This window comes from Gordonia liuliyuniae, from assembly GCF_021739025.1.
Taxonomy (GTDB): Bacteria; Actinomycetota; Actinomycetes; order Mycobacteriales; family Mycobacteriaceae; genus Gordonia; species Gordonia liuliyuniae.
In genome coordinates this window covers 395,501-421,995 of sequence record NZ_JAKKOT010000006.1, presented here as the reverse complement: position 1 = coordinate 421,995, position 26,495 = coordinate 395,501, and the positions used below count along the sequence as shown (strand labels likewise).

At 67.2% G+C, this 26,495-nt stretch carries 25 protein-coding genes and 2 tRNA genes; 15 read left to right on the top strand and 12 right to left on the bottom strand.

All coding sequences use genetic code 11. The annotated features are described in order from the left end of the window. Position 1 precedes the first annotated feature (1 nt). The gene (locus L5G28_RS15225; protein ID WP_236998782.1) at positions 2 to 226 is read right to left on the bottom strand and encodes a PspC domain-containing protein; all 225 of its coding nucleotides are present in this window, start codon (positions 224 to 226) and stop codon (positions 2 to 4) included. A gap of 140 nt (positions 227 to 366) precedes the next feature. Here L5G28_RS15225 and gatB point away from each other — a divergent pair, with 140 nt between their 5' ends. Continuing rightward, positions 367 to 1,878: an Asp-tRNA(Asn)/Glu-tRNA(Gln) amidotransferase subunit GatB gene (gene gatB, locus L5G28_RS15220; protein WP_237002235.1), complete on the top strand. Its 1,512-nt coding sequence runs from the start codon at positions 367 to 369 to the stop codon at positions 1,876 to 1,878. Positions 1,879 to 1,957: 79 nt separating this feature from the next. Here gatB and L5G28_RS15215 read toward each other — a convergent pair whose 3' ends face one another. Beyond that, the gene (locus L5G28_RS15215) at positions 1,958 to 3,091 is read right to left on the bottom strand and encodes a PQQ-dependent sugar dehydrogenase (protein ID WP_237002234.1); all 1,134 of its coding nucleotides are present in this window, start codon (positions 3,089 to 3,091) and stop codon (positions 1,958 to 1,960) included. A gap of 81 nt (positions 3,092 to 3,172) precedes the next feature. Between L5G28_RS15215 and L5G28_RS19450 the strand changes: the two genes are divergently transcribed. Beyond that, on the top strand, positions 3,173 to 4,381 hold the full coding sequence (locus L5G28_RS19450; RefSeq protein WP_237002233.1) for a DoxX family protein: 1,209 nt from the start codon (positions 3,173 to 3,175) through the stop codon (positions 4,379 to 4,381). Here L5G28_RS19450 and ilvD read toward each other — a convergent pair. The 3 genes from ilvD to L5G28_RS15195 form a co-directional block, all read right to left on the bottom strand. Continuing rightward, entirely contained in the window at positions 4,343 to 6,187 is a 1,845-nt protein-coding gene (gene ilvD, locus L5G28_RS15205; protein ID WP_237002232.1) for a dihydroxy-acid dehydratase, read from the bottom strand. The two genes, L5G28_RS19450 and ilvD, sit on opposite strands and share 39 nt — an antisense overlap. Before the next feature lie 130 nt (positions 6,188 to 6,317). Further along, positions 6,318 to 7,652, bottom strand: a complete 1,335-nt coding sequence (gene mgtE / locus L5G28_RS15200) for a magnesium transporter (protein WP_237002231.1) — start codon at positions 7,650 to 7,652, stop codon at positions 6,318 to 6,320. Between the two features lie 52 nt (positions 7,653 to 7,704). Beyond that, positions 7,705 to 8,127, bottom strand: coding sequence for a PH domain-containing protein (locus L5G28_RS15195; protein WP_236998776.1), 423 nt, complete (start codon positions 8,125 to 8,127; stop codon positions 7,705 to 7,707). Positions 8,128 to 8,474: 347 nt separating this feature from the next. Here L5G28_RS15195 and L5G28_RS15190 point away from each other — a divergent pair, with 347 nt between their 5' ends. From L5G28_RS15190 to L5G28_RS15170, 5 genes are all read left to right on the top strand, one after another. Continuing rightward, positions 8,475 to 10,361 (top strand): acetolactate synthase large subunit, encoded by a 1,887-nt coding sequence (locus L5G28_RS15190; protein WP_237002272.1) that lies wholly within the window; start codon positions 8,475 to 8,477, stop codon positions 10,359 to 10,361. Continuing rightward, entirely contained in the window at positions 10,358 to 10,861 is a 504-nt protein-coding gene (ilvN, locus tag L5G28_RS15185; RefSeq protein ID WP_237002230.1) for an acetolactate synthase small subunit, read from the top strand. The genes L5G28_RS15190 and ilvN overlap by 4 nt, the downstream gene beginning before the upstream one ends. Positions 10,862 to 10,961: 100 nt before the next feature. Then, a complete protein-coding gene (gene ilvC / locus L5G28_RS15180) occupies positions 10,962 to 11,975 on the top strand; it encodes a ketol-acid reductoisomerase (protein ID WP_236998774.1) in 1,014 nt (337 codons plus the stop codon). A 163-nt stretch (positions 11,976 to 12,138) separates the two neighbouring features. Continuing rightward, complete coding sequence (locus L5G28_RS15175; RefSeq protein ID WP_237002229.1) at positions 12,139 to 12,588, top strand: SRPBCC family protein; 450 nt, start codon at positions 12,139 to 12,141, stop codon at positions 12,586 to 12,588. Positions 12,589 to 12,627: 39 nt separating this feature from the next. Then, entirely contained in the window at positions 12,628 to 13,074 is a 447-nt protein-coding gene (locus tag L5G28_RS15170; RefSeq protein ID WP_237002228.1) for an SRPBCC family protein, read from the top strand. Positions 13,075 to 13,168: 94 nt separating this feature from the next. On the opposite strand, the gene L5G28_RS15165 is transcribed toward L5G28_RS15170, so the two are convergent. Next, complete coding sequence (locus L5G28_RS15165) at positions 13,169 to 13,843, bottom strand: trypsin-like serine protease (protein ID WP_237002227.1); 675 nt, start codon at positions 13,841 to 13,843, stop codon at positions 13,169 to 13,171. A gap of 282 nt (positions 13,844 to 14,125) precedes the next feature. Here L5G28_RS15165 and serA point away from each other — a divergent pair, with 282 nt between their 5' ends. After that, on the top strand, positions 14,126 to 15,721 hold the full coding sequence (serA, locus tag L5G28_RS15160; RefSeq protein ID WP_237002226.1) for a phosphoglycerate dehydrogenase: 1,596 nt from the start codon (positions 14,126 to 14,128) through the stop codon (positions 15,719 to 15,721). A gap of 5 nt (positions 15,722 to 15,726) precedes the next feature. Further along, the gene (locus L5G28_RS15155; protein WP_237002271.1) at positions 15,727 to 16,737 is read left to right on the top strand and encodes a 3-isopropylmalate dehydrogenase; all 1,011 of its coding nucleotides are present in this window, start codon (positions 15,727 to 15,729) and stop codon (positions 16,735 to 16,737) included. A 42-nt stretch (positions 16,738 to 16,779) separates the two neighbouring features. On the opposite strand, the gene L5G28_RS15150 is transcribed toward L5G28_RS15155, so the two are convergent. Then, entirely contained in the window at positions 16,780 to 17,118 is a 339-nt protein-coding gene (locus L5G28_RS15150; RefSeq protein ID WP_237002225.1) for an endonuclease domain-containing protein, read from the bottom strand. A gap of 403 nt (positions 17,119 to 17,521) precedes the next feature. Next, entirely contained in the window at positions 17,522 to 18,724 is a 1,203-nt protein-coding gene (locus L5G28_RS15145) for an MFS transporter (RefSeq protein WP_237002224.1), read from the bottom strand. 120 nt (positions 18,725 to 18,844) lie between these two features. Here L5G28_RS15145 and L5G28_RS15140 point away from each other — a divergent pair, with 120 nt between their 5' ends. Both L5G28_RS15140 and L5G28_RS15135 read left to right on the top strand, forming a co-directional pair. Then, entirely contained in the window at positions 18,845 to 19,615 is a 771-nt protein-coding gene (locus tag L5G28_RS15140) for a fumarylacetoacetate hydrolase family protein (protein ID WP_237002223.1), read from the top strand. Next, positions 19,612 to 20,445: an alpha/beta fold hydrolase gene (locus L5G28_RS15135; RefSeq protein WP_372477238.1), complete on the top strand. Its 834-nt coding sequence runs from the start codon at positions 19,612 to 19,614 to the stop codon at positions 20,443 to 20,445. Before L5G28_RS15140 ends, L5G28_RS15135 begins: the two co-directional genes overlap by 4 nt. Before the next feature lie 15 nt (positions 20,446 to 20,460). On the opposite strand, the gene L5G28_RS15130 is transcribed toward L5G28_RS15135, so the two are convergent. Together L5G28_RS15130 and L5G28_RS15125 are read right to left on the bottom strand one after the other, a co-directional pair. Next, positions 20,461 to 21,453: a DUF1648 domain-containing protein gene (locus L5G28_RS15130; RefSeq protein ID WP_237002222.1), complete on the bottom strand. Its 993-nt coding sequence runs from the start codon at positions 21,451 to 21,453 to the stop codon at positions 20,461 to 20,463. Continuing rightward, positions 21,440 to 21,799 (bottom strand): GntR family transcriptional regulator, encoded by a 360-nt coding sequence (locus L5G28_RS15125; RefSeq protein WP_237002221.1) that lies wholly within the window; start codon positions 21,797 to 21,799, stop codon positions 21,440 to 21,442. Before L5G28_RS15125 ends, L5G28_RS15130 begins: the two co-directional genes overlap by 14 nt. A 90-nt stretch (positions 21,800 to 21,889) precedes the next feature. Between L5G28_RS15125 and gltX the strand changes: the two genes are divergently transcribed. The 3 genes from gltX to L5G28_RS15110 all read left to right on the top strand — a co-directional run bounded on the left by gltX (position 21,890) and on the right by L5G28_RS15110 (position 23,672). Continuing rightward, positions 21,890 to 23,374, top strand: a complete 1,485-nt coding sequence (gene gltX, locus L5G28_RS15120; RefSeq protein ID WP_237002220.1) for a glutamate--tRNA ligase — start codon at positions 21,890 to 21,892, stop codon at positions 23,372 to 23,374. A 103-nt stretch (positions 23,375 to 23,477) separates the two neighbouring features. Next, a tRNA-Gln gene (locus L5G28_RS15115) sits at positions 23,478 to 23,549 on the top strand. A 50-nt stretch (positions 23,550 to 23,599) separates the two neighbouring features. Next, a tRNA-Glu gene (locus L5G28_RS15110) sits at positions 23,600 to 23,672 on the top strand. Between the two features lie 74 nt (positions 23,673 to 23,746). Here L5G28_RS15110 and L5G28_RS15105 read toward each other — a convergent pair. Together L5G28_RS15105 and L5G28_RS15100 are read right to left on the bottom strand one after the other, a co-directional pair. Next, the gene (locus tag L5G28_RS15105; protein ID WP_236998732.1) at positions 23,747 to 24,247 is read right to left on the bottom strand and encodes a pyridoxamine 5'-phosphate oxidase family protein; all 501 of its coding nucleotides are present in this window, start codon (positions 24,245 to 24,247) and stop codon (positions 23,747 to 23,749) included. Between the two features lie 15 nt (positions 24,248 to 24,262). Beyond that, positions 24,263 to 24,964 (bottom strand): IclR family transcriptional regulator, encoded by a 702-nt coding sequence (locus L5G28_RS15100; protein WP_236998731.1) that lies wholly within the window; start codon positions 24,962 to 24,964, stop codon positions 24,263 to 24,265. A gap of 76 nt (positions 24,965 to 25,040) precedes the next feature. Between L5G28_RS15100 and leuC the strand changes: the two genes are divergently transcribed. Then, entirely contained in the window at positions 25,041 to 26,477 is a 1,437-nt protein-coding gene (gene leuC, locus L5G28_RS15095; protein ID WP_236998730.1) for a 3-isopropylmalate dehydratase large subunit, read from the top strand. Positions 26,478 to 26,495 lie beyond the last annotated feature (18 nt).

The window sequence follows — 26,495 nt, the reverse complement described above, 5'->3', positions numbered from 1 at the left end:
GTCAGTCCTGCGGGATCACCAGCCACAGGATCAGGTAGAGGAGCACTTGCGGACCCGGCAGGAGGATCGACGCGACGAACGCGATCCGCACCCAGGTCGAGTCGACGCCGAAGTAGTCGGCGAGACCGCCTGCGACGCCCGCGATCTTCCGGTCGGTGCGCGATCGGTGCAGTCGGCGCGGCTGTGCGGGGACGGTGGGGTCGGAGGTGTACGGGGGCAGGCTCATGGCGGGGCTTCTCCTCGTTGTTCGGGGCGGTCGTTTCGGGGCGCTTCGTGCGCTCCCGTATGCCGTCCACGCTACGAGCGGGACCGTGATCGGGGCATCGGTGCGATCCCCGATATCGACCCCCAGATACGATGGAGCGCATGAGTGCGGCTACCGACGATCTGATGGACTTCGACGACGTCATCGAGAATTTCGACCCGGTGATGGGCATGGAGGTTCACGTCGAACTCGGCACCGAGACCAAGATGTTCTGCGGGTGCCCGACGACGTTCGGCGGTGACCCGAACGCGCAGGTGTGTCCGTCGTGCCTGGCGCTGCCCGGCGCGCTGCCGGTCGCGAACGCCACGGCCATCGAGTCCGCGGTCAAGATCGGGCTCGCGTTGAACTGTTCGATCCGCGAGTCGAGCGTGTTCGCGCGGAAGAACTACTTCTACCCGGATCAGCCGAAGAACTACCAGATCAGCCAGTACGACGAGCCGATCGCGTACGACGGGCACCTCGACGTCGTCCTGAACGACGGCACCACGTGGCGGGTGGAGATCGAGCGCGCGCATATGGAGGAAGACACCGGTAAGTCGCTGCACATCGGCGGAAGCACGGGCCGCATCCATGGCGCCAGCCACTCGCTGCTCGACTACAACCGTGCGGGCGTTCCGCTCGTGGAGATCGTGACCCGCCCGATCGAGGGCGCAGGGGAGCGTGCTCCGGAAGTGGCGCGCGCCTACGTGACCGCGCTCCGCGACCTGCTGAAGTCACTCAACGTCTCGGACGTTCGGATGGACCAGGGGTCGATGCGGTGCGATGCGAACCTGTCGCTCATGCGCAAGGACGCGGCCGAGTTCGGCACGCGTACCGAGACGAAGAACGTGAACTCGCTGCGCAGCGTCGAGACGGCGGTCCGCTTCGAGATGCAGCGTCAGGGCGCCGTCCTGACGGCGGGCGGTGAAGTGATCCAGGAGACTCGCCACTTCCAGGAGGCGGACGGGACCACGTCCGCGGGCCGCCGCAAGGAGACGGCCGAAGACTACCGCTACTTCCCGGAGCCGGATCTGCCGCCGGTGGTCGCCGACCCGGCCTGGGTCGAGTCGATCCGTGCGACGCTTCCCGAACTCCCGTGGATCCGGCGCGCTCGCATCCAGGAGGACTGGGGCGTCTCCGATGAGGTGATGCGCGACCTGGTGAACGTCGGAGCCGTCGACCTGATCATCGAGACCGCGGAAGCCGGCGTGTCCGCGTCCGCCGCCCGCAGCTGGTGGGTGTCGTTCCTCGCGCAGCAGGCCAACACTCGCGGCGTCGAGTTGGCGGAACTGTCGATCACGCCGACGCAGGTCGCCGAGGTCATCGGCCTCGTCGAAGAGGGCAAACTCACCAACAAGCTGGCTCAGCAGGTCGTCACCGCGGTGCTCGACGGGGAAGGCGAGCCCGCGCAGATCGTCGCCGACCGCGGCCTGGAAGTGGTGCGCGACGACTCCGCACTGCAGAAGGCGGTCGACGACGCGCTCGCCGCTAACCCGGACATCGCGGACAAGATCCGTGGCGGCAAAGTGCAGGCCGCAGGCAAGATCGTCGGCGACGTCATGAAGGCGACCCGCGGCCAGGCCGACCCGGCCCGTGTCAAGGAACTCGTCCTCGCCGCCTGCGGCGCCCAGTAACTCCGCGTCAGACCGCCCCGGCCACGCAAGCTCCGAGCCACCGGCGGGGACGACCGGGCATGACGGAAGAGCGGTCCGCCTAGGTGCGGTCCTCGGCTCCGCCGCCCTTCGGGGTATAGATGGCGACCCGGTCGTCGTACGACTTCGTCGACATGCCGGGCACCGTCTTGTTGATCGTAGCCAGCTGAATCGAGCCGCCGAGGGTCGTCAAACGACCGATCGCACCGTAGGCCTTCGCCAGATCCTCTTCGGAGGGTTCGCCGAGGACGGGGTTCGCACCATCCGGTTTGGTGAACACGTCGATGCGCTTCTTGGCGCCGATGGCCACCGAGATCGTGTCAGTACCGGTGGCGCAGCCGGTCAGGCCGGGCCGGTCGGCCCACGTCCACAAGGTCTTCAACGAGTTCTGGGCGACGATCGACAGCCGGTCGCCGGACTGCCCGCTGTCGGCCACGTACAGTTGGCCGCCCTCCGGATCGGGGCACAGGGCGACATTGGAGCCCAGGCCGCTCGCGACGATCTTCGGCCGCGGGTCCGGCTGGTTCGGGTTGATCTCGAATACCTTGCCCGCCAACGACGAACGGTCCTGCGTCGCACCGGGGTCCCCGGCGTCGCCGGTGGCGACCGTCAACGTGTTCGGCCCGGTGAACGTGATCGACCCCATGTTGCCGGTCGCCCCCTTGGGGATGCCCGTCAACACGGGCTTGACCGAGCCGGTCGGTGCGATGCGGACGACACGGTTATCGGACGGTGTGGTGATGAGCGCGAAGATCATCTGGTCTTCGGTCCACGTCGGCGACAACTCGAAGTCGACGAGCCCGCCGTCGCCGGAACCGTCGACGTCGACCGTCGCCACCGCCCGCTGCGGACCGTACCGCTTGGACACGATGATCTTGCCGGTGGTGCGTTCGGCGACGTACGTGGTCTTTCCCTCGGCGTCTGCGGGTCGTACACCGGACGTCTGGTTCAGACATGTCGCGATGACCGACGGATTCGGGTCGACGCACGGGCCGGTCGGCGGGTCGACGGGCTCCTCCGGCGCAGGGCTCGGCGGCGCCACCTGTTGCGCGTCGTCCGGCACCTCGCTGAACGTGCCTTGGGCGGCAGTCTTCTGCTGGTCATCGAAGCTCGCGCACCCGCCGGATGCGACAACGGTGGCGAGGAGGACGGCCGCCGTGACGGCTCGCCGCGAGAGACTGGATGGCAGCGGCATCACTCCAGACTATGCGATCGTTACCAAATCGTCGGGTGGCGCTGCGCCTAGTGCCGGTGCCGGGAGCATAACCTCGGTGATGTGAGTGGTTCCAATGACAACGATCGCGACCCGGACGGCGGCGTGCCGCGGCAACGGCCGCGCCGCCCCCGGCCCGACCGTGACGACTTCATCGAACAACACGGGGTCGAGCGTCGGCGACGCCCGGCGCCCGACCCACAGCCCGCGGAGGACGCGGCTGAGGTCACCGACGCCATAGACGCGGGGGAGCCGACGTCGCTCATCGAGCACGCGTCGTCGCCCGCCGACGACAACGACACCGCCGTCATCGAGCGCGTGGACGACGACGAGGTCGAGCGGTTCGAGGAAGCGGGGGAGGTCGAGGAAGTGAGGGAGGTCGAGGAGTCGGAGACGACACGCCTGCCGCGCAGCGCCGTCCCGGTCCGGTCGTCCGACGAGCCGGTGACCACCGAACCGTTCGAGGACTTCGACGACGAAGTCGACCGCCCGCGCGGCGAGCGGCGCACCGCCGAACATCTCACGCAGGATCCGCTCCCGTACATCGAGCCGCAGCCGACCCTGCCGATCGAGGATCCCGCACCCGAGACCGAATCCTTCAGCGGCGAATCCTTAAGCGGCGAACCCTTAAGCGGCGAACCCTTCAGCGACGACCCCGTCGACGGACCGGTCGCCGAGCCCGTCGCGCCCGCCCGCCGCGGCACGGTCGATCTCGGTCTGCTGATCTTGCGTCTCGCGCTCGGCGGGGTCTTCCTCGTCCACGGTCTGCAGAAGTTGACCGGCTGGATGAACGGTCCAGGCCCCGACGGGTTCGCTGACTATCTCGCCCACTCGTCCGACCCGAGCCTCGGCTTCGACGAGAAGGTCACCAAAGCGTTATCGCTGGTGGCGGGCGTCAGCGAGACCGCGGGCGGCGTACTGCTGATCCTCGGTCTCCTCACGCCGATCGCGGGCGCCGCCGTCCTGTCGAGCATCCTCGTCGCGATGACGTACAAGGCGACTCTCGCCGGCGGGGTGTGGTTCTTCGCGTCCGACGGCGACCACAACGGCATCGAGTTCGAGGTGATGCTGGCGGCCGCGGCCGCCGCGGTCATCCTGACCGGGCCGGGCCTCTACTCGATGGACCGCAGGTGGGGGTGGGCGCGCCGCCCCGCGTGGGGGTCGGCCGTCTGGCTGATCATCGGCATCGGCGTGGCCGTCGCTGTCTGGATCGTGTTCAACGGCGCGAACCCGCTAGTCGACGACGCGGACGGCGCCCTTGTCAGCGGATGACGTGAGTTTCGCGTAGGCGCGCAGCGCCTTGCTGACGGTTCGCTCGCGGTCGCGCGGGGCCCACGGATGTTCGGAGGCCTCCATCTTGGCGCGACGGTCGGCGAGCGTCTCGTCGTCGACGAGCATCGTGAGAGTGCGCGTCTTGACGTCGATGAGGATCTCGTCACCGTTCTCGACCAGCCCGATGTCACCGCCTGCGGCGGCTTCGGGAGAGGCGTGACCGATGACGAGGCCCGACGATCCGCCGGAGAATCGTCCGTCAGTGACGAGCCCGCACTTCTTACCCATGCCGGTGCCCTTCATGAAGGCCGTCGGGTGCAGCATCTCCTGCATGCCCGGCCCGCCCGCGGGCCCCTCATAGCGGATGACGAGGACTTCACCGGCCTGGAGTTCCTTCGACAGAATGGCGTGGACGGCGTCCTCCTGGCTCTCGACGACACGCGCCGGGCCCTGGAAGTGCCACAGCGACTCGTCGACGCCCGCCGTCTTCAGGACGGCGCCGTTCTCCGCCAGATTCCCGCGCAGCACGCACAGGCCGCCCTCGGCGGTGTAGGCGTGCGCCACATCGCGGATGCAGCCGTCCGCGGCGTCGGTGTCGAGCGAGTCCCACCGGTTCGACGTGGAGAACGGCTCGGTGGTGCGGACACCGCCGGGCGCGGCGTGGAACAGTTCGATCGCCTGGGCCGTCGTCGTGCCGCTCCGGATGTCCCAGTCGGCGAGGAACGCGTCCAGCGACGCGGAATGCACCGGGCGGACGTTCGTGTTGAGCAGGCCGCCGCGGTTCAGTTCGCCGAGGATCGCGGGGATGCCGCCGGCGCGGTGCACGTGCTCCATGTAGTAGTTCGGTGAATTCGGTGCGACCTTCGCCAGACACGGCACATTGCGCGAGACACGATCGATGTCGGCGAGATCGAAGTCGATCTCGCCTTCCTGCGCGGCAGCCAGGATGTGCAGGACGGTGTTCGTGGATCCGCCCATGGCGACATCGAGGGCCATGGCGTTCTCGAACGCCTCGCGGGTGGCGACATTGCGCGGCAGCACCGACTCGTCGTCGTCGTGGTAGTACCGCTTGGCGATGTCGACGATCAACTCGCCAGCCCTGGTGAACAGGTCGCGGCGAGCCACCTGGGTGGCCAGGGTGGAGCCGTTGCCGGGCAAGGACAGCCCGAGCGCCTCAGTGAGGCAGTTCATCGAGTTGGCAGTGAACATGCCCGAACACGAACCGCAGGTGGGGCAGGCGGCCTGCTCGACTTTGAGGAGCTCCTCGTCGTTGACGTTGCTGTCAGCGGACGCGGAGATCGCGTCGATCAGGTCGGTCCCCGGATGGACGACGCCGTTGATGACGACCGACGTGCCAGCTTCCATCGGCCCGCCGGAGACGAAGACGGTCGGGATGTTCAGCCGCATGGCCGCGTTGAGCATGCCCGGCGTGATCTTGTCGCAGTTCGAAATGCAGACCAGCGCGTCGGCGGTGTGCGCGTTCACCATGTATTCGACCGAGTCGGCGATGATCTCGCGACTCGGCAACGAGTACAGCATGCCGCCGTGGCCCATCGCGATGCCGTCGTCGACGGCGATCGTGTTGAACTCCTTCGCCACACCGCCAGCAGCCTGCACGGCCTCGGCGACGATGTCACCGACGTCTTTGAGGTGCACGTGCCCCGGGACGAACTGGGTGTACGAGTTGGCGATAGCGACGATCGGCTTACCGAAGTCGTCGTCGGTCATTCCGGTGGCACGCCACAGGGCGCGTGCGCCGGATGCTTCGCGGCCGACCGTGGTGGTGCGAGACCGAAGGGCTGGCATGATAGATCCTCGCTAAAGACGTCGATTGCTGACCCGGTCAGGGGCTGTGATCAGGTGTGCGGCAAGTTTACGCGCCTGTGGGCGACCGGAACTTCAAGGGTGTGGCAGCCACGGCTCACGGCGACCCCGGTCAGATGCCGAGGACGGTCTTCGCGATGGTGAAGTAGATGAGCAGGCCGGTCGCGTCACAGAACGTGGAGATGAACGGCGTGGAGAAAACAGCGGGATCGACCCGGACCATCTTCGCGACCAGCGGCATCATGCCGCCGACGGTCGCGGCGACGACGCAGATCGACACGATGGTCGCGCCGATGACCGTGCCGATAGCGGTGTCGTAGACGACGGATGCGACGGCGAACCCCACCACGCCGAGAGCCGCGCCCATCATCACGCCGACACGTGCCTCCTTGCCTGCGACCCGCAACACATCACGCGCGCGGACCTCGTCCATCGCGAGCGCACGGGTCACCGTCGTCGCAGCCTGCGATCCGGTGTTGCCGCCGATACCCGTCAGGAGCGGGATGAACAGGGCCAGCGCCACCTTCTGCTCCAACGTCCCCTCGAACACCTCGAGGACGTTGACGGTCAGAATCGCGGAGATGGCGAGGACGAACAGCCACACCACGCGGGCCCGCGTGATCGTGAACACCGACGATTGCAGGTACGGCGTCTTCAACATCTCGTGCGCGCCTGCGCGGGCGGCGTCCTCGTCACGGGCGGCGGCGACCACGTCGGCCGCGTCGTCGAGGGTCAGCATGCCGATCAGACGATCTTCGTTGTCGACGACGGGCATCGCGGGCAGGCTGAGGTCGACGCATCGGTGCGCCGCGAGCTCCGCGGACGTCGTCGCATGGGTGTAGACGGGGGTGCGGCGGTACTCCTCGACGGATGCCTCAGGGTCGCCGAGCAGCAGATCGCGCAGGCTCACCACGCCGTGGAGGCGGCGTTCGTGGTCGACGACGGGGATCGTGTAGATCGTCTCCGCGTCGTGGCCTCGTTCGATGACACGGGCCATGCCCTGCGCGACCGTGTCATCGCGGTACACGTGAACGAACTCGGGACTCATCCGCCTGCCCACCGAGTTCTTGCCGAAGCCGAGGACGACCGACGTGGCCTCGCGCTCGACGTCCGACAGTGTGCGGATCAGGCGCTTGGCGACGGTGGCGGGAAGTTCGTCGAGGAGTTCGGCGCGGTCGTCGGGATCGAGGTTGTCGAATGCGTCGACCACTTCGGAGGTACCGAGCGACTCGATGAGCCGCGCCTGCGTGTTCGACGACATGTCGTCGAACACGTGGACCGCATCGTCTTTCGGCAGCAGTCGGAACGCGATGGTGCCGCGTCGAGTGTCGAGACCGTCGAGGACGGACGCGGCTTCCTGCGGCGCCATAGCGGCCAGCTGGCGGGCGGCGTCGGTGAGTCGTTCCGCGTCGATGAGTTCCGCGATGTCGCGCGTGGTCACTGGCATGTGCAGATTCCGTCAGGGCTTAATCGGAGACGTCAGGGCTTAATCGGGGACGTCAGGGCTTATCGGGGGCGGAGCGGCGGGCCTCGCGCTCGGCGGCGAACGGGTCGGGGACACGTCCACCGCTCGCGAGCGAGAGCTGCGGAACGTCGTCGAAGCCGACCGCGGGCAAACGGATGTCGTCGCCGTCGACAGTCACCGCGCGCACCGAACTCCACTTCGGGAAGCGCAGACCCGCGACGTCGTCCCACGACACCGACTGTTCGCTGAACGTGCCGACGGCGACGATGCCGTCGGCGTCCACATGCGTGTGCAGACGGTTGATCCACCACACGAGCGCGACCGGTACGACGGCCAGGAAACCGAACCAGAGCGAGCCGCCCATCATGATCACCACTAGGAGGACGGAGACGAGTACGCCAGCGTAGGCGAGTCGAGAGATCTTGAAGTCGAATACCGAGTCGGTCACGGCCACCATTGTTCCATGCGTGGCGTTCGGCGTCGCCCGCGGTGGATTTGACTCTCTCGGATCAGGGGCCTACCTTGTTCCTCGTGATGGATCAGAAGCTTCTCGTAGTAATCGGTCGGCGCGTCAACGCCTGATCGGTCACTTCGTAGACCCTTCCGAAACACCCACGACGCGCCCCTCGACCAGCACACGCTGTCGAGGGTTTTTTCTTGTCAGGACCCCGGCCGCCTCGGTGGCCGGACCGGCGGGGGACCGTCAGAACTTTTTTGCTGGCACTAGAGGATGAGGAACGTGCAGTGAGTACTCCAGCAGCACATGGACCCGGGGGTCGACCGCAGTCGCCGTCGACCGAGTCGATGCGGTCGGGCGACGCGGTAGTCGCACCCGAGCGGGTCACCGGCGCACAGTCGGTGGTCCGAACTCTCGAAGAGCTCGGCGTCGACACCGTGTTCGGCATTCCCGGCGGCGCCGTCCTCCCGGTGTACGACCCCCTCCTGGACTCCGAGAAGGTCCGGCACGTCCTGGTCCGCCACGAGCAGGGAGCGGGCCACGCCGCCACCGGCTACGCGCAGGTCGCCGGTCGGGCAGGCGTCATGATGGCCACGTCCGGTCCGGGCGCGACGAACCTCGTCACTCCGCTCGCCGACGCCCAGATGGACTCGGTCCCCGTCGTCGCGATCACGGGCCAGGTCGGCCGCGCGCTCATCGGCACCGACGGCTTCCAGGAAGCCGACATCTCCGGGATCACCATGCCGGTCACCAAGCACAACTTTCTGGTGAGCTCGGCCGCAGACATCCCGCGCGTCATCGCCGAGGCCTTCTACATCGCCGAGAGCGGCCGCCCCGGCGCCGTCCTCGTCGATATCCCGAAGGACATCCTGCAGGCGCAGACGACGTTCTCGTGGCCCCCGCAGTTCGACCTGCCCGGCTACCGTCCTGTCACCCGCCCGCACGGTAAGCAGATCCGCGAAGCGGCCCGCCTCATCCAGCAGGCCAAGCAGCCCGTGCTGTACGTCGGCGGTGGCGTCATCAAGGCCGAGGCCTCGCCGGAACTGCTCGAACTCGCTGAGCTGACCGGGATCCCCGTCGTCACCACTCTGATGGCGCGCGGCGCGTTCCCCGACAGCCACGAACTGCACATGGGCATGCCCGGCATGCACGGCGCGGTCGGCGCCGTCGCGGCGCTGCAGCGTGCCGACCTGCTGATCACGCTCGGTGCCCGCTTCGACGACCGGGTGACCGGCCGTCTCGACTCGTTCGCCCCCGACGCCAAGGTGATCCACGCCGACATCGATCCGGCGGAGATCGGCAAGAACCGCGACGTCGACGTTCCGATCGTCGGCGACGTCCAGGCCGTGCTCGTCGACCTGCTGGAGGCGCTGCGCGCCGAGCTCGCGACGGGTGGCACCAAGCCGAACCTGACCGCGTGGATGGCCTACCTGGACGATCTCCGTGCGACGTACCCGCTCAGCTACGACGGCCAGTCCGACGGTTCGCTCTCACCGGAGTTCGTCATCGAGGAGCTCGGCAAGGCCGCAGGTCCGGACGCCGTCTACGTCGCGGGCGTCGGCCAGCACCAGATGTGGGCGGCCCAGTTCGTCAAATACGAGAAGCCCCGCTCCTGGCTCAACTCGGGTGGCCTGGGCACCATGGGCTACTCCGTCCCGGCCGCGATGGGCGCCAAGGCCGCCGCTCCGGACAAGGAGGTCTGGGCGATCGACGGCGACGGCTGCTTCCAGATGACCAACCAGGAGTTGGCGACGTGTGCGATCGAGGGCATCCCGATCAAGGTCGCACTCATCAACAACGGCAATCTCGGGATGGTCCGCCAGTGGCAGACCCTGTTCTACGAGGAACGCTATTCGAGCACCGATCTGTCGACGCACAGCCGAATGATCCCGGACTTCGTCAAGCTCGGCGAGGCGCTCGGTTGCGTCGCTATCCGTGTCGACAAGGAAGAGGACGTTGCGCCGGCGATCGCCAAGGCGCGCGAGATCAACGACCGCCCGGTCCTCATCGACTTCATCGTCGGCAAGGACGCCCAGGTGTGGCCGATGGTCGCAGCGGGCACCGGCAACGACGAGATCATGGCCGCCCGGGACATCCGTCCGCTGTTCGACGACGACGAAGCGGCATCCGATCCGGTCGACATCCACGAGACGATGGATAGAGAACAAGCAGGGGATAGAGAACAACCAGGGGACCGGGAACAAGCAGGCACTGAAGGGAAGGATTCGCTGTGAGTACCACCCACACGCTGAGCGTTCTGGTCGAGGACCGGCCGGGTGTGCTCGCCCGCGTCTCCGGACTCTTCTCGCGCCGCGGATTCAACATCGCGTCGCTGGCCGTCGGCCCGACCGAACTCAAAGGGATCTCGCGCATGACCATCATGGTCACTGTCGACGACTTCCCCCTGGAACAGGTGACGAAGCAGCTCAACAAGTTGATCAACGTCATCAAGATCGTCGAGCAGGAACCGACGAACTCGGTCTCCCGTGAGCTCATGATGGTCAAGGTCCGCAGCGATGCGACCAGCCGCAGCGAGGTCATCGACGTGGTCAACCTCTTCCGCTCGAAAGTGATCGACGTGTCGCCCGAGTCGGTGACGATTGAGGCGACCGGCACGTCGGAGAAGCTCGAGGCCCTCCTTCGGATGCTGGACCCGTACGGCATCCGGGAGATCGCCCAATCCGGCGGAGTGACCCTCGGTCGTGGACCCAAGAGCATGTCGGCCAACCGCTAGCGGGACAATAGATAACCGACGCCCGACGGCGTGACGCGAGCGGCCGTCTGACCGGGCTGCGACAAACACAACACTTAAACACCATTCGAAGGGAATTGCTGTGGCAATCGAACTTTTCTACGACGCTGACGCCGATCTGTCGATCATCCAGGGTCGCAAGGTCGCCGTCATCGGGTACGGCAGCCAGGGGCACGCTCACTCACTGTCGCTGCGCGACTCGGGCGTCGACGTCGCGATCGGCCTGCGCGAAGGCTCAGCCTCGCGCGCCAAGGCCGAAGAGCAGGGACTCAAGGTCATGACCGCAGCCGAGGCGTCCGCCTGGGCCGACGTCATCATGGTCCTGGCTCCGGACACCAGCCAGGCCAAGATCTTCACCGAGGACATCGAGCCGAACCTCAAGGACGGCGACGCGCTGTTCTTCGGTCACGGTCTCAACATCCACTTCGACCTGATCAAGCCGCCGGCGAGCGTGACCGTCGCGATGGTCGCGCCGAAGGGGCCGGGCCACCTGGTTCGTCGCCAGTTCGTCGACGGCAAGGGCGTGCCCTGCCTGATCGCCGTCGAGCAGGACCCGAAGGGTGAGGGACAGGCTCTGGCCCTCAGCTACGCGAGCGCCATCGGCGGCGGTCGCGCGGGAATCATCAAGACCACGTTCAAGGAAGAGACCGAGACCGACCTTTTCGGTGAGCAGGCCGTGCTCTGCGGTGGCACCGAGGAACTGGTCAAGACCGGTTTCGAGGTCATGGTCGAAGCCGGTTACGCGCCGGAGATGGCCTACTTCGAGGTCCTGCACGAGCTGAAGCTCATCGTCGACCTCATGTACGAGGGCGGCATCGCCCGCATGAACTACTCGGTGTCCGACACCGCGGAGTTCGGCGGCTACCTCTCGGGTCCGCGCGTCATCGACGCCGACACCAAGGAGCGCATGAAGGCCATCCTGACCGACATCCAGTCCGGCGAGTTCACCCGCCGTCTGGTCGCGAACGTCGAGAACGGCAACACCGAGCTCGAGGGCCTGCGCAAGCAGAACGCCGAGCACCCGATCGAGGTCACCGGCAAGAAGTTGCGTGACCTGATGAGCTGGGTCGATCGTCCGATCACCGAGACCGCATAAGGCCTCAACCCGGTACCGCCTCAGGCCCCGCCCCCGAACTACTCGGGGGCGGGGCCTGACGCATGTGCGGGCCCGGTGCGCGCACCACGGGGCCATCGACAACCGTGACAGTGGCGCATGGCATGGTAGGCGTGGAACAGCTCACATCTGACAGGAGACCATGATGCCCGGAGTCCATCACACGGTTCGCACGCAGGTGCCACGCAGTGCGGTGTTCGCGTATGTCGACGACCCGAACACCGTCCCGCAGTGGATGTTCGGCGTCACCGCATTCGATCCGGTCGGGGACCGGAGTCGGGGGCTCGGCGCCGAGTACGACGCGGTGATGAAGGTCGGGCCGAAGGTGCTGTCCGCACGCCTGGAAGTCGCGGTGTGGACCGAGAACGAGGAGCTGGTCCTGTCCTCGGTCGCGGGATTCGACGTGACGACGCGCTGGCGGTTCACCGACGGCGACGACGGATGCACGGTCGTCGACGTCGACTTCGACTACAACCTGCCGGGCGGACTCGCCGGTCGAGCGTTGGGTGCACTCATCGAACCCGTCGTCGGTCAGGCTGTTCGACAGACTGAGCAGGCGTTGCGCGACGCGTTGGAGCAACCGGTCCGCACGTAACCGACCCCGCCCCGCATCCCGACCACGAAAGAAGCATCGATGACCGAGATTCGACACCAGACCACGATGGAGGGATCGCGCGAAGCCGCGTTCGCCTTCGTCAACGACTACCGCAACGTGCCGAAGTACATGTTCGGGGTGAGTGAGTTCCGCCCGATCACCGAGCAGACCAGCGGCAAGGGCTCGCAGTTCGTGACCGTCCTCAAAGTCGGACCGAAGACACTCGAATCAACGGTCGAGTGCACCGAATGGATCGAGAACGAACTCATCACGATGACGTCGATCAAAGGGTTCGGGGCTGGCACGCAGTGGCGCTTCGCCGACGGCGACGGGCCGGGCACGGTACGCGCCGACATCGCGTTCGACTACACGCTGCCCGGCGGTGTGGCCGGACGCGTCCTCGGCGGTCTCCTCGGCCAGTTCGTGACGCCCGCCGTCAAGCACACCGACTCCGTCATCCGCAAGCATCTCGCCGAACAGGGCTGACTCTCGACTCCCGCCAGGCGGCGGGAGAGCGGAAAGCGGCGGCCTCCCCACTGGGGAGGCCGCCGCTTTTGTCGAGCTGTCGAATCGCTCTCCGCTACACGGGCTTGAAGGCTCCGTAGCCGAGGCGGTTAAGGCGCTTCATGATCGCCTTGCTGCTGGTTCCGGTCTCGGGTCCGACGCACGACAGGAAGTAGTACGCGTTCACCATGCCGACGAGCCGGTCGCCGACGACCACGGGGCTGCCCGAATCACCTTCGATGACGCACATCTGGCTGATGTGGCGGTCGCCGATCGAGGTCCAGTTGACGCCGCAGGTCTTGCCCGTCGTACGGCCGGTCTTGCACAGCACTGTCGGGAATTGCGGTGCGCGCGTGTCGATTCGACGGATCGTCACACCGTTGACGGTTCGCACGGGCTTGACCTTCGACGCATCCAATTTGATGACCGCGATGTCGATGTCCGAGCTGCTGTACGCGAACGTGCCGATCTGGCCGCGCTGCTGGTAGCGCTCGGACAGCACCCGCTGTCCCGGCTTACCGCAGTGGCCCGCCGTCACGGCGATCAACTCGCCGCGATGCGAACCCGACGTCGGGCGTCCCACGGTGGTCACCGTGCACGCCGAAGCAGTGTTCCCGCCCTTGAGGACCAGAATCCCCGAGCCTCCGCCCAGCGGGACCTTGCCCGCGGCGTCGGCGGTACCGACCCCGATGCCGATGAGCGACGCCATCGCAGCCGTTACGACTGCGATGAGAATCGTCAGCTTCTTCATATTCACTCCACTCGCGTGTTGTCCTGGGGCCCGGCGCCGTAGCGCAGACCTCCCCACCTTAGATGCGCGATCCTGGGTCAACCCAGCCCCGAACGCGATCCTGCACAGGTCGTGATGCAATCGATACGACGCTCGCAATGTACCGCCCCTGCGTGTCGGACGCCACATTCGCTGGTGGGTCGATGGGTGGACCCCGTCTGAGGGCTCTAGAATCTCTAGGCGTGTGAATCGTCGTCCGGCGCAGCCTGACGGCGTCCGTCCCCGAGAGTTCTGGAGAAACCTGTGACCGATGCCGGCCGCCCAGTCGTCCTGATCGCCGACAAACTCGCGCCTTCGACCGTGGAAGCACTCGGCGGCGACGTCGAGGTCCGCTGGGTCGACGGCCCGGACCGCCCGAAGCTCCTCGAAGCCGTCGTCGACGCTGACGCCATCCTCGTCCGTTCGGCGACCACCGTCGACGCCGAGGTCCTCGATGCGGGCAAGAGGCTGAAGATCATCGCGCGCGCGGGCGTCGGCCTTGACAACGTCGACGTTCCGGCGGCGACCGAGCGCGGCGTCATGGTCGTCAACGCTCCGACGTCGAACATCCACTCGGCGGCCGAGCACGCGATCGCGCTGCTGATGTCGACCGCCCGCCAGATCCCCGCGGCAGACGCGACACTGCGTGAACACACCTGGAAGCGTTCGTCGTTCTCGGGCGTCGAGATCTTCGACAAGACTGTCGGCGTCATCGGCCTCGGCCGCATCGGTCAGCTCGTCGCAGCCCGCCTCGCCGCGTTCGAAGCCAAGATCGTCGCCTACGACCCCTACGTGTCGGCGGCCCGCGCAGCACAGCTCGGCATCGAACTGCTGCCTCTCGACGAACTCCTCGAGCGTGCCGACCTCATCACCATCCACCTGCCCAAGACGAAGGAGACCGCAGGTCTCATCGGCGAGGAGCAGCTCAAGAAGGTCCGCAAGGACCTCATCATCGTCAATGCCGCGCGTGGCGGCCTGATCGACGAGGCCGCGCTGGCCACCGCCATCACCGAGGGCCGCGTTCGTGGCGCGGGCCTGGACGTGTACGGCTCCGAACCCTGCACCGACTCGCCGCTGTTCGAGCTGCCGCAGGTCGTCGTCACGCCGCACCTCGGCGCGTCGACCGCTGAGGCGCAGGACCGCGCGGGCACCGACGTCGCGAAAAGCGTCAAGCTCGCGCTCGCCGGCCACTTCGTTCCCGACGCCGTCAACATCACCGGCGGTCCGGTCGACGACGAGGTCGCACCGTGGCTGGAGCTGTCCCGCAAGCTCGGTCTCCTCGCGGGTGTCGTCGCGGGCGGGATGCCGACCGGCCTGACCGTCGAGGTCCGCGGCGAACTGGCGTCCAGCCCCGTCGACGTCCTCGGGCTGTCCGCCGTCCGCGGTCTGTTCTCGGCCGTCGTCGACGAGCCGGTCACCTTCGTCAACGCGCCGGCCGTCGCATCCGAGCGCGGCGTCACCCACGAGGTCGTCACCGAATCGGAGAGCCCGAACCACCGCAGTCAGGTGGATGTGAAGGCCGTGTTCCCCGACGGCAGCGTCGTCAACGTCGCGGGCACCCTGACCGGTCCGCGGTACGTCGAGAAGATCGTCAACGTCAACGGACGCAACTTCGACCTGCGCGCGCAGGGTCGCAACCTCCTCGTCAGCTACGGCGATCAGCCGGGCACTCTCGGCAAGATCGGCTCGCTGCTCGGCGACGCCGGTGTGGACATCGAGGCCGCGGCGCTCGCGCAGGACGCCGACGGCGACGGTGCGACCATGCTGCTGCGTGTCGATCGTGAGCTCAGCGACGACCTGCTCGTGTCGATCGGCGACGCAGTCTCGGCCACCCTGATCAAGCAGGTCGATCTCGGATGAGCGGTATGAAGCTCGCCGTCATCGGCGGCGACGGGATCGGTCCCGAGGTCACCGCGGAAGCGTTGAAGGTCCTGCGCAAACTGCACCCCGAGGTCGAGACCACCGAGTTCGACTTCGGTGCCCGCCGCTACCATGCCACCGGCGACCTGCTCACCGACGAGGACCTCGCGTCGCTGCGCGAGCACGACGCGATCCTCCTCGGGGCGATCGGCGATCCGTCGGTGCCGTCGGGTGTCCTCGAGCGCGGCTTCCTGCTGAAGCTGCGATTCGCACTCGATCACCATGTGAACCTGCGGCCGTCGATCCTGTTCGACGGGGTAACGACCCCGCTGGCGGGCGATCCGGCGATCGACTTCGTCGTGGTCCGCGAGGGCACCGAGGGGCCGTACACCGGCAACGGCGGCGCCATCCGCGTCGGCACCCCGAACGAGGTCGCGACCGAGGTCAGCGTCAACACGCGCTTCGGTATCGAACGCGTCGTCCGTGACGCGTTCGTCCGTGCGCAGTCGCGCGGCAAGAAGCTGACGCTGGTCCACAAGACCAACGTGCTCACGTTCGCGGGCTCGATGTGGGCCCGGACCGTCGACGAGGTCGGCGCCGAGTTCCCGGAGGTCGCCACCGACTACCTCCACGTGGATGCCGCCACCATCTTCATGGTCACCGATCCCGGCCGCTTCGACGTGATCGTCACCGACAACCTGTTCGGCGACATCATCACCGACCTCGCAGCCGCGGTCTCCGGGGGCATCGGTCTGGCCGCGTCCGGCAACATCGACGCGACCCGCACCAACCCGTCGATGTTCGAGCCGGTCCACGGCAGCGCACCGGACATCGCAGGCCAGGGGCTCGCCGATCCGACCGCCGCGATCCTGTCCGTGGCTCTGCTGCTGCGTCATCTCGGCGATGACGAGGGCGCGGTCCGCGTCGAGAAGGCGGTCGCCGCCGACGTGGCGTCGCGCGGCGAGTCGCGCGGTTCGACGTCGCAGGTCGGCGACCGGATCCTGGCCGCGGTCTAAGGTCGCGTCGTCATACCAACGCGTATGGCGTGAGGACTCGCCTCAAACGGCCTGTTCCCGCGCGATACGCGTTGGTACGACGGTCGGCAACCGCCGCTGGTGGTCGCCGCGACGAATCATCTCCGCGAGCAGCGAACCGACGACGCTCCACTGGTGGACCACCTGCGTGTAGGTGAGCCGGATCGGGTCGTAGCCGAGTGCCCGTGCGTGCAGGTCGCGGAGCCGGTCGTTCTCGAAGGCGTGCGGGGCGGCGTGATACTCGAATCCGTCGACTTCGATGAGCATCGATCGCCCGACCACGAAGTCGACTTTGCCCACCCCCGGGATGTACACCTGCGGCCGGACTTTGAGGTTCGGTGCTCGCAGGCGAAGTCGTACCATGGACTCGGTTCCCGAGTCGGCACGCCCGTCACACAGTTCGAGGCTGTGGACGACGCACTTCGGATGCGTCGCGAAGAGGACGGCGAGACCTGTCGCCGACATCAACTGCCTGTTCAACACCGAGTCGCAGATGACGACGAAGTCCTCGGACGGCAGACAACGCGCCGCGTGTAGGAGCGCGGTGGGCAGATCGTCGACCGCTTCGCATTCCGCCGGTTGTCGACCGTGCTGCCTGCACCAGTCCGGGCGCAGGCGTGAAGTCGCGTCGTTGCCCCGGATGTGGAGTCGGTCGGTCGGTGGAACCCAGACCCCGTGAATAGACCCCCGTGTCCATGAACTGATCTTCTCGTCATACCAACGCGTATGCGGCGAGAACTACGCTGAAACTGCCGAATCGGCTGTTCTACTCGTTGGTACGACGAGCCGGGTCGCGCGGGACCAGCCCGACGGCGATCAGTGGCGCTATCGCAGCGATCCCAAACGCCGCCGGATAGCCTGCCGCGTCGATGAGCCGCCCGAATCCGGCGGTGCCCGCAGCAGTCGCGACGTACTGCGCGGTGTTCTGCACGCCCAGGCTTCGGCCACTCCACGACGGCCCGGCGAACTCGGCGATCGCGGTGAACGCGAGCCCATTGTCGGCGACGGCGCTCACGGTCGCGACCACCATGACGGCGGCCGCGACCGGACTGCCGATCGCGTCGGTGAGGGCGAGGACGGCGCTCGACGCGCCGGCGACGATCGCGATCACGCGGATCGGCTTCATCCGCGAGCCGATGACGTCGGATGCGCGGCCCGCGACGATTCGGCCGATCGCGCCGAGCACCTGCGTGCTAGTCACCAGTGCTCCCGCTGCGAGGGGTGTCCACTCGTGAGCGACGATCAGCCATGCGGGGACGAACGTCCACAGCATGGACTGCGGGATCACCAACAGGACACTCACCGTGTGCACCCGTTGCAGGAAGGTGTTGCGGCGATATGGGTTGGCATCGCGGACCGACCCGGTCACCGCGGGCAGTGGTGGGTCGACGATGGCGGCGGCGACCGCGACGAGGCCGAGCACGGTCACCGCGACCGGTACCGCGAACGCGGCAGACAGCCCCCACATCTGGGCGAACACCGGCATCGTCAGCGCGCACACGCCGATGCCCAGCGGCTGTGCCATCTGACGGATTCCCATCGCGGTGCCCCGCTGGTTCGCCGGGAACCATCCGACGACGATGCGTCCGCTCGCACCGTTGGCGGCGCCGGACCCCAGCCCGCCGAGCAGCAGAGGAGCGGCGAGTGCCGCGAAACCGCCGCCGGTCGCCGCGACGACGAGAGCGCCGACGGTGCCGACCAGCGTGACCAGCAGGGAGATCAGCAGTACGCGACGTTCGCCGAAACGGTCGAGAGCAGCGCCCCACACGATGATCGTCAGGGTGAGACCGACGGTCGGGATCGCGGCCAACGTCGCCGCATCCGAGAGTGACATCCCGTGTTCGCTGTGCAGTTCCGGGATGACGTATGCGACACCCGACGTCGCGCACGTCGTCGTCATCGCTGCGACGAGGGAACTCACCAGCATCGTCCATCGCTGCGCCGATGAGACCGAGTGCGGTTCGGGCATGGGGAGCCTCCCTGTGTTCACGGTTTCGCGGCACTGTCGAAGTAGAGATTCGCGTACCAAATAGTGGGATTGTAGTTTCAGAGTATAGAACACGATATTCGGTGCGATAGTCTTCGGGACATGAAACTCGGTCGAGTCGCAAGTCCGGACGGCGTCGCATTCGTCGCCGTCGAAGGCCCCGAAGGTCAGGAGACCGCCCGCGAGATCGCGGAGCACCCGTTCGGTGACCCGACGTTCACTGGGCGTGAATGGAAGCTGGCCGACACCCGTCTCCTCGCGCCGATCCTCGCGACCAAGATCATCGCGATCGGCAAGAATTATGCAGCTCACGCCGCAGAGATGGGCGGCGAGGCTCCGGCGGACCCGGTGATCTTCGCCAAGCCGAACACATCGATCGTCGGGCCGGGCGCACCGATCGTGCGGCCGCCGTCGTCCGAGCGCGTCGACTACGAGGGCGAGCTCGCGGTCGTGATCGGCCGTCCCTGCAAGGACGTGCCCGCGGCGAAGGCCGCCGACGTCATCCTCGGTTACACGGTCGCCAACGACGTCACCGCGCGCGACCAGCAGGCGTACGACGGCCAGTGGACCCGTGCCAAGGGATACGACACGTTCTGCCCGCTCGGTCCGTGGATCGTCACCGACTTCGACCCGTCCGACGCGGCCGTTCGCACCGACCTCGACGGAGTCGAGAAGCAGTCGAGTCGCACCTCGCTGATGCTGCACTCGGTCGGCGACATCATCGAATGGGTGTCACGGGTGATGACTCTGCTGCCCGGCGATGTGATCCTCACCGGCACTCCGGAGGGCGTCGGCCCGATGACCGCGGGACAGTCGGTGTCGGTCACCGTCGAAGGCATCGGGACGCTCACCAACCCCGTGATCGACAAGTGACTCGCCCCGGCCGCGCCGCGCCGACGGTCGTCCGCCGAGGGGACGTGGCGCTCTCGTGCACCGAAGTGGGCAGCGGACCGCTCGTCGTGATGGTGATGGGAACAGGCAGTCCGGGCCGCGTCTGGCACGCCCATCAGCAGCCCGCCCTGCTCAAGGCGGGCTTTCGTGTGGTCACCTTCGACAATCGGGGTATTGCGCCGTCGAGCGAATGCGGTGCGGGATTCACCCTCGCCGACATGGTGGCCGACACGGCGGCGGTGATCGAACACTTCGGTGCACCGGCGCTCGTCGTCGGGACGTCGATGGGCGCGCGCATCGCGCAGGAGCTGACGCTGAGTCACCCCGAGTTGGTCCGCGCCGCCGTCATGCTCGGCACGTACGGGCGCCCGACGCCGTTGATCACCGCGTACAACGAGGGGGAGAAGGCGCTCATCGACGCCGGGCAGACATTGCCAGATGATTTCCACGCGGCGCTCAGCGCCCATATGAATCTCTCGCCCGCGACGCTGGCCGACGACCGGTCGGCACGCGATTGGCTCGACATCATCGGATTCGGCGGGCAGTCGCACACGGCGGGTCTGCGCGCCCAACTCGATCTTCCTGAGCGCGACGAGAACCGGTTGGCGGCCTACCGCGGCGTCACACGCCCGTGCCTGGTGGTCGGGTTCGCCGACGACCGCACGCTCCCGGTGTTCCTGGCTCGTGAGGTCGCCGACGCCATTCCGGGTTCGCGCTACGAGGAGATCGCCGACGCCGGCCACTTCGGCTATCTGGAACGGCCTGACGAAGTCAACCGGTTGTTGATCGAGTTCCTGGCGGCGAGGCACTAGCGGCACAGTCCACCGTCACTGTTGGCGGGCACGCACCGAGACCGCTACCAGCAGTGCGGCTGCGGTGGGGGCGTCGTCGAGGGTGATGACGAGCGGTCGGCCGCTGGTGCGCGTGATGGAGACGGCGGAGCCGGAGCGCAGCACGATGCCCAGTCGGCCGCGTGCGAACCGGACGCCGTAACCGCCGAAGTCGCCGATCGCCCGGATATTGACCACGGATACGTCCTCGATGTCGTCTGCGGCCACGTGCCAGCGCGGCAGGCCCGCGATCGAGCGGACCGTCAAACCGGATGAGTCGACCCGGACGTGGTACGCCACGATGGTGGACGCTGCACCGATCGTGACCGCGACGATCGCGATCGCCGCCCAGAGCGCACTCGTCGAGCCGCCGTTCGTCCATGCGACCAGCACGCTGACCGAGGCGAAGACGAAGACGAGGCCGGTCACGATCAGGATGCCGCGGGAGGCTGTCTGGGTGTGCAGCCACACCGCGCGTCCGCCGGGGGCCAGGCCCATGGGTTCGGCGGGTCGCCCGGGGTTCGCGGGCGGATCGGCCGGCTGGACAGACCAGCCGACCGCACCGACGACGAACGCGGCGATCACGGATATGCCGATCAGTGCCACCGGCGACGCGGTGTCGCCGTCGGTCTGGGCGGCGAGGGTTCCGGCGAAGATCACCGCGCTCGCGGTAGCGAGGGCGGCGGACGCGGTCGACACCCAACGGAACGTCCCGCCGGGCGTGCCGTCGCGCACTTGGCGGTAGTTGACGGCGGAGATGCCGATCGCGACCAGTCCGACCACGATCGCGCCGATCACCATCGTCCACGGCGAGCCCCACCGGTCGGCGTCGCCCGAGGCGTTCCAGTGCACCGCGATCTCGTCGGGGAGGTCAGAGATCGACATGGCCTGAACGACCACGGCGATCAGCGTGACGAGTGCTGGCGTGACGAATCCGACGGCGACATAGGTGAGTCGACGGCGGGCGGCGAAGTTGTCAGTCGATGGCACGAGTTGCCTCCTTGACGAGTGCGGACAGAGTTTCCGGGCACAGTCCCGCGGCAGCGGCTTTGGCCGCGAGCGCTGTGATGTCGTCGTGGACGGCCGACAGGGTGTCGGAGGCGTCGGTGAGGACTGCACCCCGGCCACGGCGGAGTTCCACCAGACCCTCGTCGCGCAACTGCTGGTACGCGCGCAGGACGGTGTGGACGTTCACGTCGAGGGCCGCGGCGAGTTCACGGGCGGACGGGAGTCGGTCTCCTGCCCGCGAACGTCCGGCGGCCACGTCCGATCGGACGCTGTCTGCGATCTGAGCGAAGATCGGCGCGTCACTTGAGGGATCGATGCCAACGAGCACGTACTTAATCTAGTTGAACTAGAACAATTGAGTCAAGACCGTGGAGGCCTGCCCGACCTCGCGCTCGGCCGATGACATAGGCTGACCTGCATGACAAGTGCTGACAACGTTCGCGTCCGCTTCTGTCCGTCGCCCACCGGAACTCCGCACGTCGGCCTCGTGCGGACTGCTCTGTTCAACTACGCGCAAGCCCGCCACACGGGCGGAACCTTCGTGTTCCGTATCGAGGACACGGACGCCGCGCGCGATACCCAGGAATCGTACGACGCCATCGTCGACGTCCTGCAATGGCTCGGACTCGACTGGGATGAGGGCCCGGGCGTCGGCGGTCCGTACGGTCCGTACCGGCAGTCCGAGCGCAAGCAGCTCCACCTCGACGTCGTCGCGAAGCTCCTCGAGTCCGGCGACGCGTACGAGGCGTTCTCGACGCCGGACGAGGTCGAGGCGCGGCACAAGGCTGCCGGCCGCGATCCGAAGCTCGGGTACGACAACTTCGACCGCGACCTCACTGACGAGCAGCGCGCGGCGTACCGCGCGGAAGGCCGCAACCCGGTGGTGCGGCTGCGCATGCCCGACGACGACCTCGCGTGGGACGACATGGTGCGCGGCGCCACGACGATCAAGGCGGGCACGGTCCCGGACTTCGCGCTCACCCGTGCCAACGGTCAGCCGCTGTACACGCTGGTCAACCCGGTCGACGATGCGATGATGAAGATCACCCACGTCCTGCGCGGCGAGGATCTCCTGTCTTCCACACCGCGCCAGATCGCGCTGTACCGCGCGTTGATCCGGATCGGCGTCGCCGAGGCGGTCCCCGAGTTCGCGCATCTGCCGTTCGTCATGGGGGAGGGGAACAAGAAGCTCTCCAAGCGTGACCCGGAGTCGAGCGTGTTCCACCATCGCGACCGCGGCTTCGTGCCCGAAGGCCTCCTGAACTATCTCGCCCTGCTTGGCTGGGGCTTCTCCGGGGATGAGGACATCTTCAGTCTCGACGAGATGATCGCGGCGTTCGACGTTCACAATGTGAACTCGAATCCGGCGCGGTTCGATCAGAAGAAGGCCGACGCCATCAACGCCGAGCATCTGCGTCGGCTGGAGCCCGCGGACTTCGCCGGACGGCTACGGGCGTTTCTGGTGGCGCGAGGCGACCTCGCCGAGCCGATCGACGACGAGCAGTTCACCGTGGTGGCCGACCTCGTGCAGACGCGCATCCAGGTGCTCGGCGATGCGTGGGACCTCATCAAGTTCCTGTACATCGACGACGCCGACTTCGCTTTCGATGAGAAGTCCGCTGCCAAAAACCTCGGCGGCGACGCGGTGCCGGTCCTCGATGCCGCGATCGCCGCGTGCGAGGCGCTGGAGACCTGGGGCACCGACCGCCTGGAGGCGGCGCTCAAGGCAGCCCTCGTCGAGGGGTTGGAGCTCAAGCCGCGCAAGGCGTTCGGCCCGATCCGTGTCGGCGTCACCGGCGCCGCCGTCAGTCCTCCGCTCTTCGAGTCGATGGAACTCCTCGGTCGTGACAAGAGCCTCGCGCGTTTGCGGCTCGCCCGCGAAACGGCGCAGAAAGTGGTCTGACCTGTCGATTTGCACTTTGGGGTGGGGTTGTTGGTAATGTACTCCCCGGCCAGGAAAGCGCCGGTTCACTCATCGTGACTGACGCGGTTCGGGCCAAATCCCTTGGGGTATGGTGTAATTGGCAACACAGCGGTTTCTGGTACCGCCATTCTAGGTTCGAGTCCTGGTACCCCAGCGAAGTTCGCGGAGTGATGTGCGAGCTTTACAATTGAAGAGTTGTTCTAGGGCCCCGTCGTCTAGCGGCCTAGGACGCCGCCCTCTCAAGGCGGTAGCGCGGGTTCGAATCCCGTCGGGGCTACGCAGAACGAAGGCCCTCATCGACATCGGTGAGGGCCTTCGTCGTTGTGTTGGTCGGCGCATCCGTCGAGAACCTCAGCTCTGGTAGAACTGTGCGGTCGAACCGGCCAGCGGCATCGCGGGAAGGCCGAGCTTGCGATGGTCCCAGGACCGGACTCGATCGGCGACGACGCGGACGGCGACACGCTTGTGCATCATCGCGTCGACGGCGGGACGCAGGTCGTCGGTGTAGGGGCCGTTGTAGCGTTCCCAGACGCCGATTCCGACTTTCATGCAGGTCTCGGGGTCGTCGTGGATCTCGGCGTGCCCGGTAATGCTGATGCCGCGCAGCGTGTCGTAGGTGATCCCGTCCTCGATGGAGACGGTCACCCGGGAGTCACGGCCCAGATTGACGGCCTTCTGAGACTTCGCCTTGGTCTCGACCCAGATCTCGCCGTCGATCACGGCGTACCACATGGCGATCAGGTGGATTCCGTCCTTGCCGTAGGTGGCGAACGTCGCCGTTCGGTGTTCATCGATGAAAGCAGTGACCTCGTCATCGGACATGACGATCTGGCCGCGTTGGTTGATTCCCATGGATGAGAACGTAACTCACAAGCGTGCGCTGATACTTGCCGCCGCCGAGATCAGCTTCTCGGCATACTTCTCGCCGGGTTTGCGGCCGAGGCGACCGATTGGGCCGGAGATGGACACGGCGGCGATCACCTCGCCGGTCGAGTCGTAGACGGGAGCTGATGCGCTCGCGACGCCGTCGACGCGTTCGGAGACGCTGTGGGCCCACCCGCGTCGGCGGATCTCGGTGAGCGTCCGCTCGGTGTACGCGGCGTCGAGCAGGAGCATGGCGCGTGTGTCCGCGGCGGCCCACGCCGCGAGGACTTTGGCGGCCGAGCCCGCCGACATGGTGAGGCGGGTCCCGACGGGAACGGTGTCGCGCAGACCGGTCGGCGGCTCCGATGCCGCGATGCACACACGGACGGCGCCTTCGCGGCGATACAGTTGTACTGACTCGCCGGTGGTCTCCTGCAGCCCGGGAAGCACCAACAGAGCGGCTTCGCGCACCTGATCGTGCGCGGTCGCGGCGAGTCGAGTCAACGCCGGACCGGGAACCCAGCGTCCGGAGTCGTCTCGGGTGAGGAGCTCGTGGACTTCCAGTCCTACCGCGAGGCGGTGCGCGGTGGCGCGCGGCAGGCCGGTGGCCTCGCACAGTTCGTTGAGGTTGCGCGGTGCGGCCGCGACGGTGTGCAAGACCGCCACGGATTTGTCGAGCACGCCGATTCCGCTATCCTTTCCCATAGGACGATACTAGCTGTCCAAATACTGAGATCAAGTATCGGTGGGTCGACCGCCGAGGGAAAGAACCGAGTGGCTCATGAGTGAGAAGAACGCGAAGCCGCGCACCCTGGCCGAGAAGGTCTGGGACGACCACGTCGTCGTCCCGGGTGAAGTGGACGCGCACGGCAATGCGAATCCGGACCTGATCTACATCGATCTGCACCTCGTCCACGAGGTGACGAGTCCGCAGGCCTTCGACGGTCTCCGCATGGCCGGCCGCGAGCTCCGTCGCCCGGACCTCACCATTGCGACCGAGGATCACAACGTCCCGACCGTCGACATCTTCAGCCCGATCGCCGATCAGGTGTCCGCGCTCCAAGTGGAGACGTTGCGCCGCAACTGCGAGGAGTTCGGCGTCCGACTGCACCCGATGGGTGACGTCGAGCAGGGCATCGTGCACGTCGTCGGGCCACAGCTCGGATTGACGCAGCCCGGTATGACGGTCGTCTGCGGCGACAGCCACACCTCGACGCACGGTGCGTTCGGCGCGCTCGCGATGGGGATCGGCACGTCCGAGGTCGAACACGTGATGGCGACGCAGACTCTGTCGCTGCGGCCGTTCAAGACCATGGCGATCACCGTCGACGGCGAACTGCCGCCGGGCGTCACGAGCAAGGACCTGATCCTCGCCGTGATCGCCGAGATCGGTACAGGCGGCGGTCAGGGGCATGTCCTCGAGTACCGCGGCCCGGCCATCGAGAAGTTGTCGATGGAAGCGCGGATGACGATCTGCAACATGTCGATCGAGGCTGGTGCGCGCGCAGGCATGATCGCTCCCGACGCCACCACCTATGAGTACCTGAAGGGGCGCCCGAACGCGCCGGTCGGCGACGACTGGGATGCGGCGGTCGAGTACTGGGACGGCCTGCGTACCGACGACGGCGCCGTGTTCGACCGTGAAGTCCACATCGACGCCACCGCACTGACGCCATTCGTGACCTGGGGGACCAACCCGGGTCAAGGGCTGCCGTTGGGGGCGAGCATCCCGGACCCGTCGGAGATCGTCGACGAGACCGAAGCCACCGCCGCCGCCCGCGCCATCGAGTACATGGGGTTGACGCCGGGCACGCCGCTGCGCGAGGTCGAGGTCGACACCGTCTTCGTCGGCTCGTGCACCAACGGCCGCATCGAGGACCTGCGAGTGGTCGCCGAGATCCTGTCGGGTCGGAAGGTCGCCGACGGGATGCGGATGCTGATCGTGCCCGGGTCGATGAAGGTCCGCGCGCAGGCCGACGAGGAGGGTCTCGGCGAGATCTTCGCCGCCGCGGGTGCCGACTGGCGGATGGCCGGCTGCTCGATGTGTCTTGGCATGAACCCCGACCAGCTGTCGCCGGGGGAGCGGTGCGCGTCCACGTCCAACCGCAACTTCGAAGGCCGTCAGGGCAAGGGCGGACGCACCCACCTCGTGTCGCCCGCCGTCGCAGCGGCCACCGCCGTCCGCGGTCGCTTCGCCGCCCCCGCGGACCTGGTCTGAATCCGACGAGCTGAACAG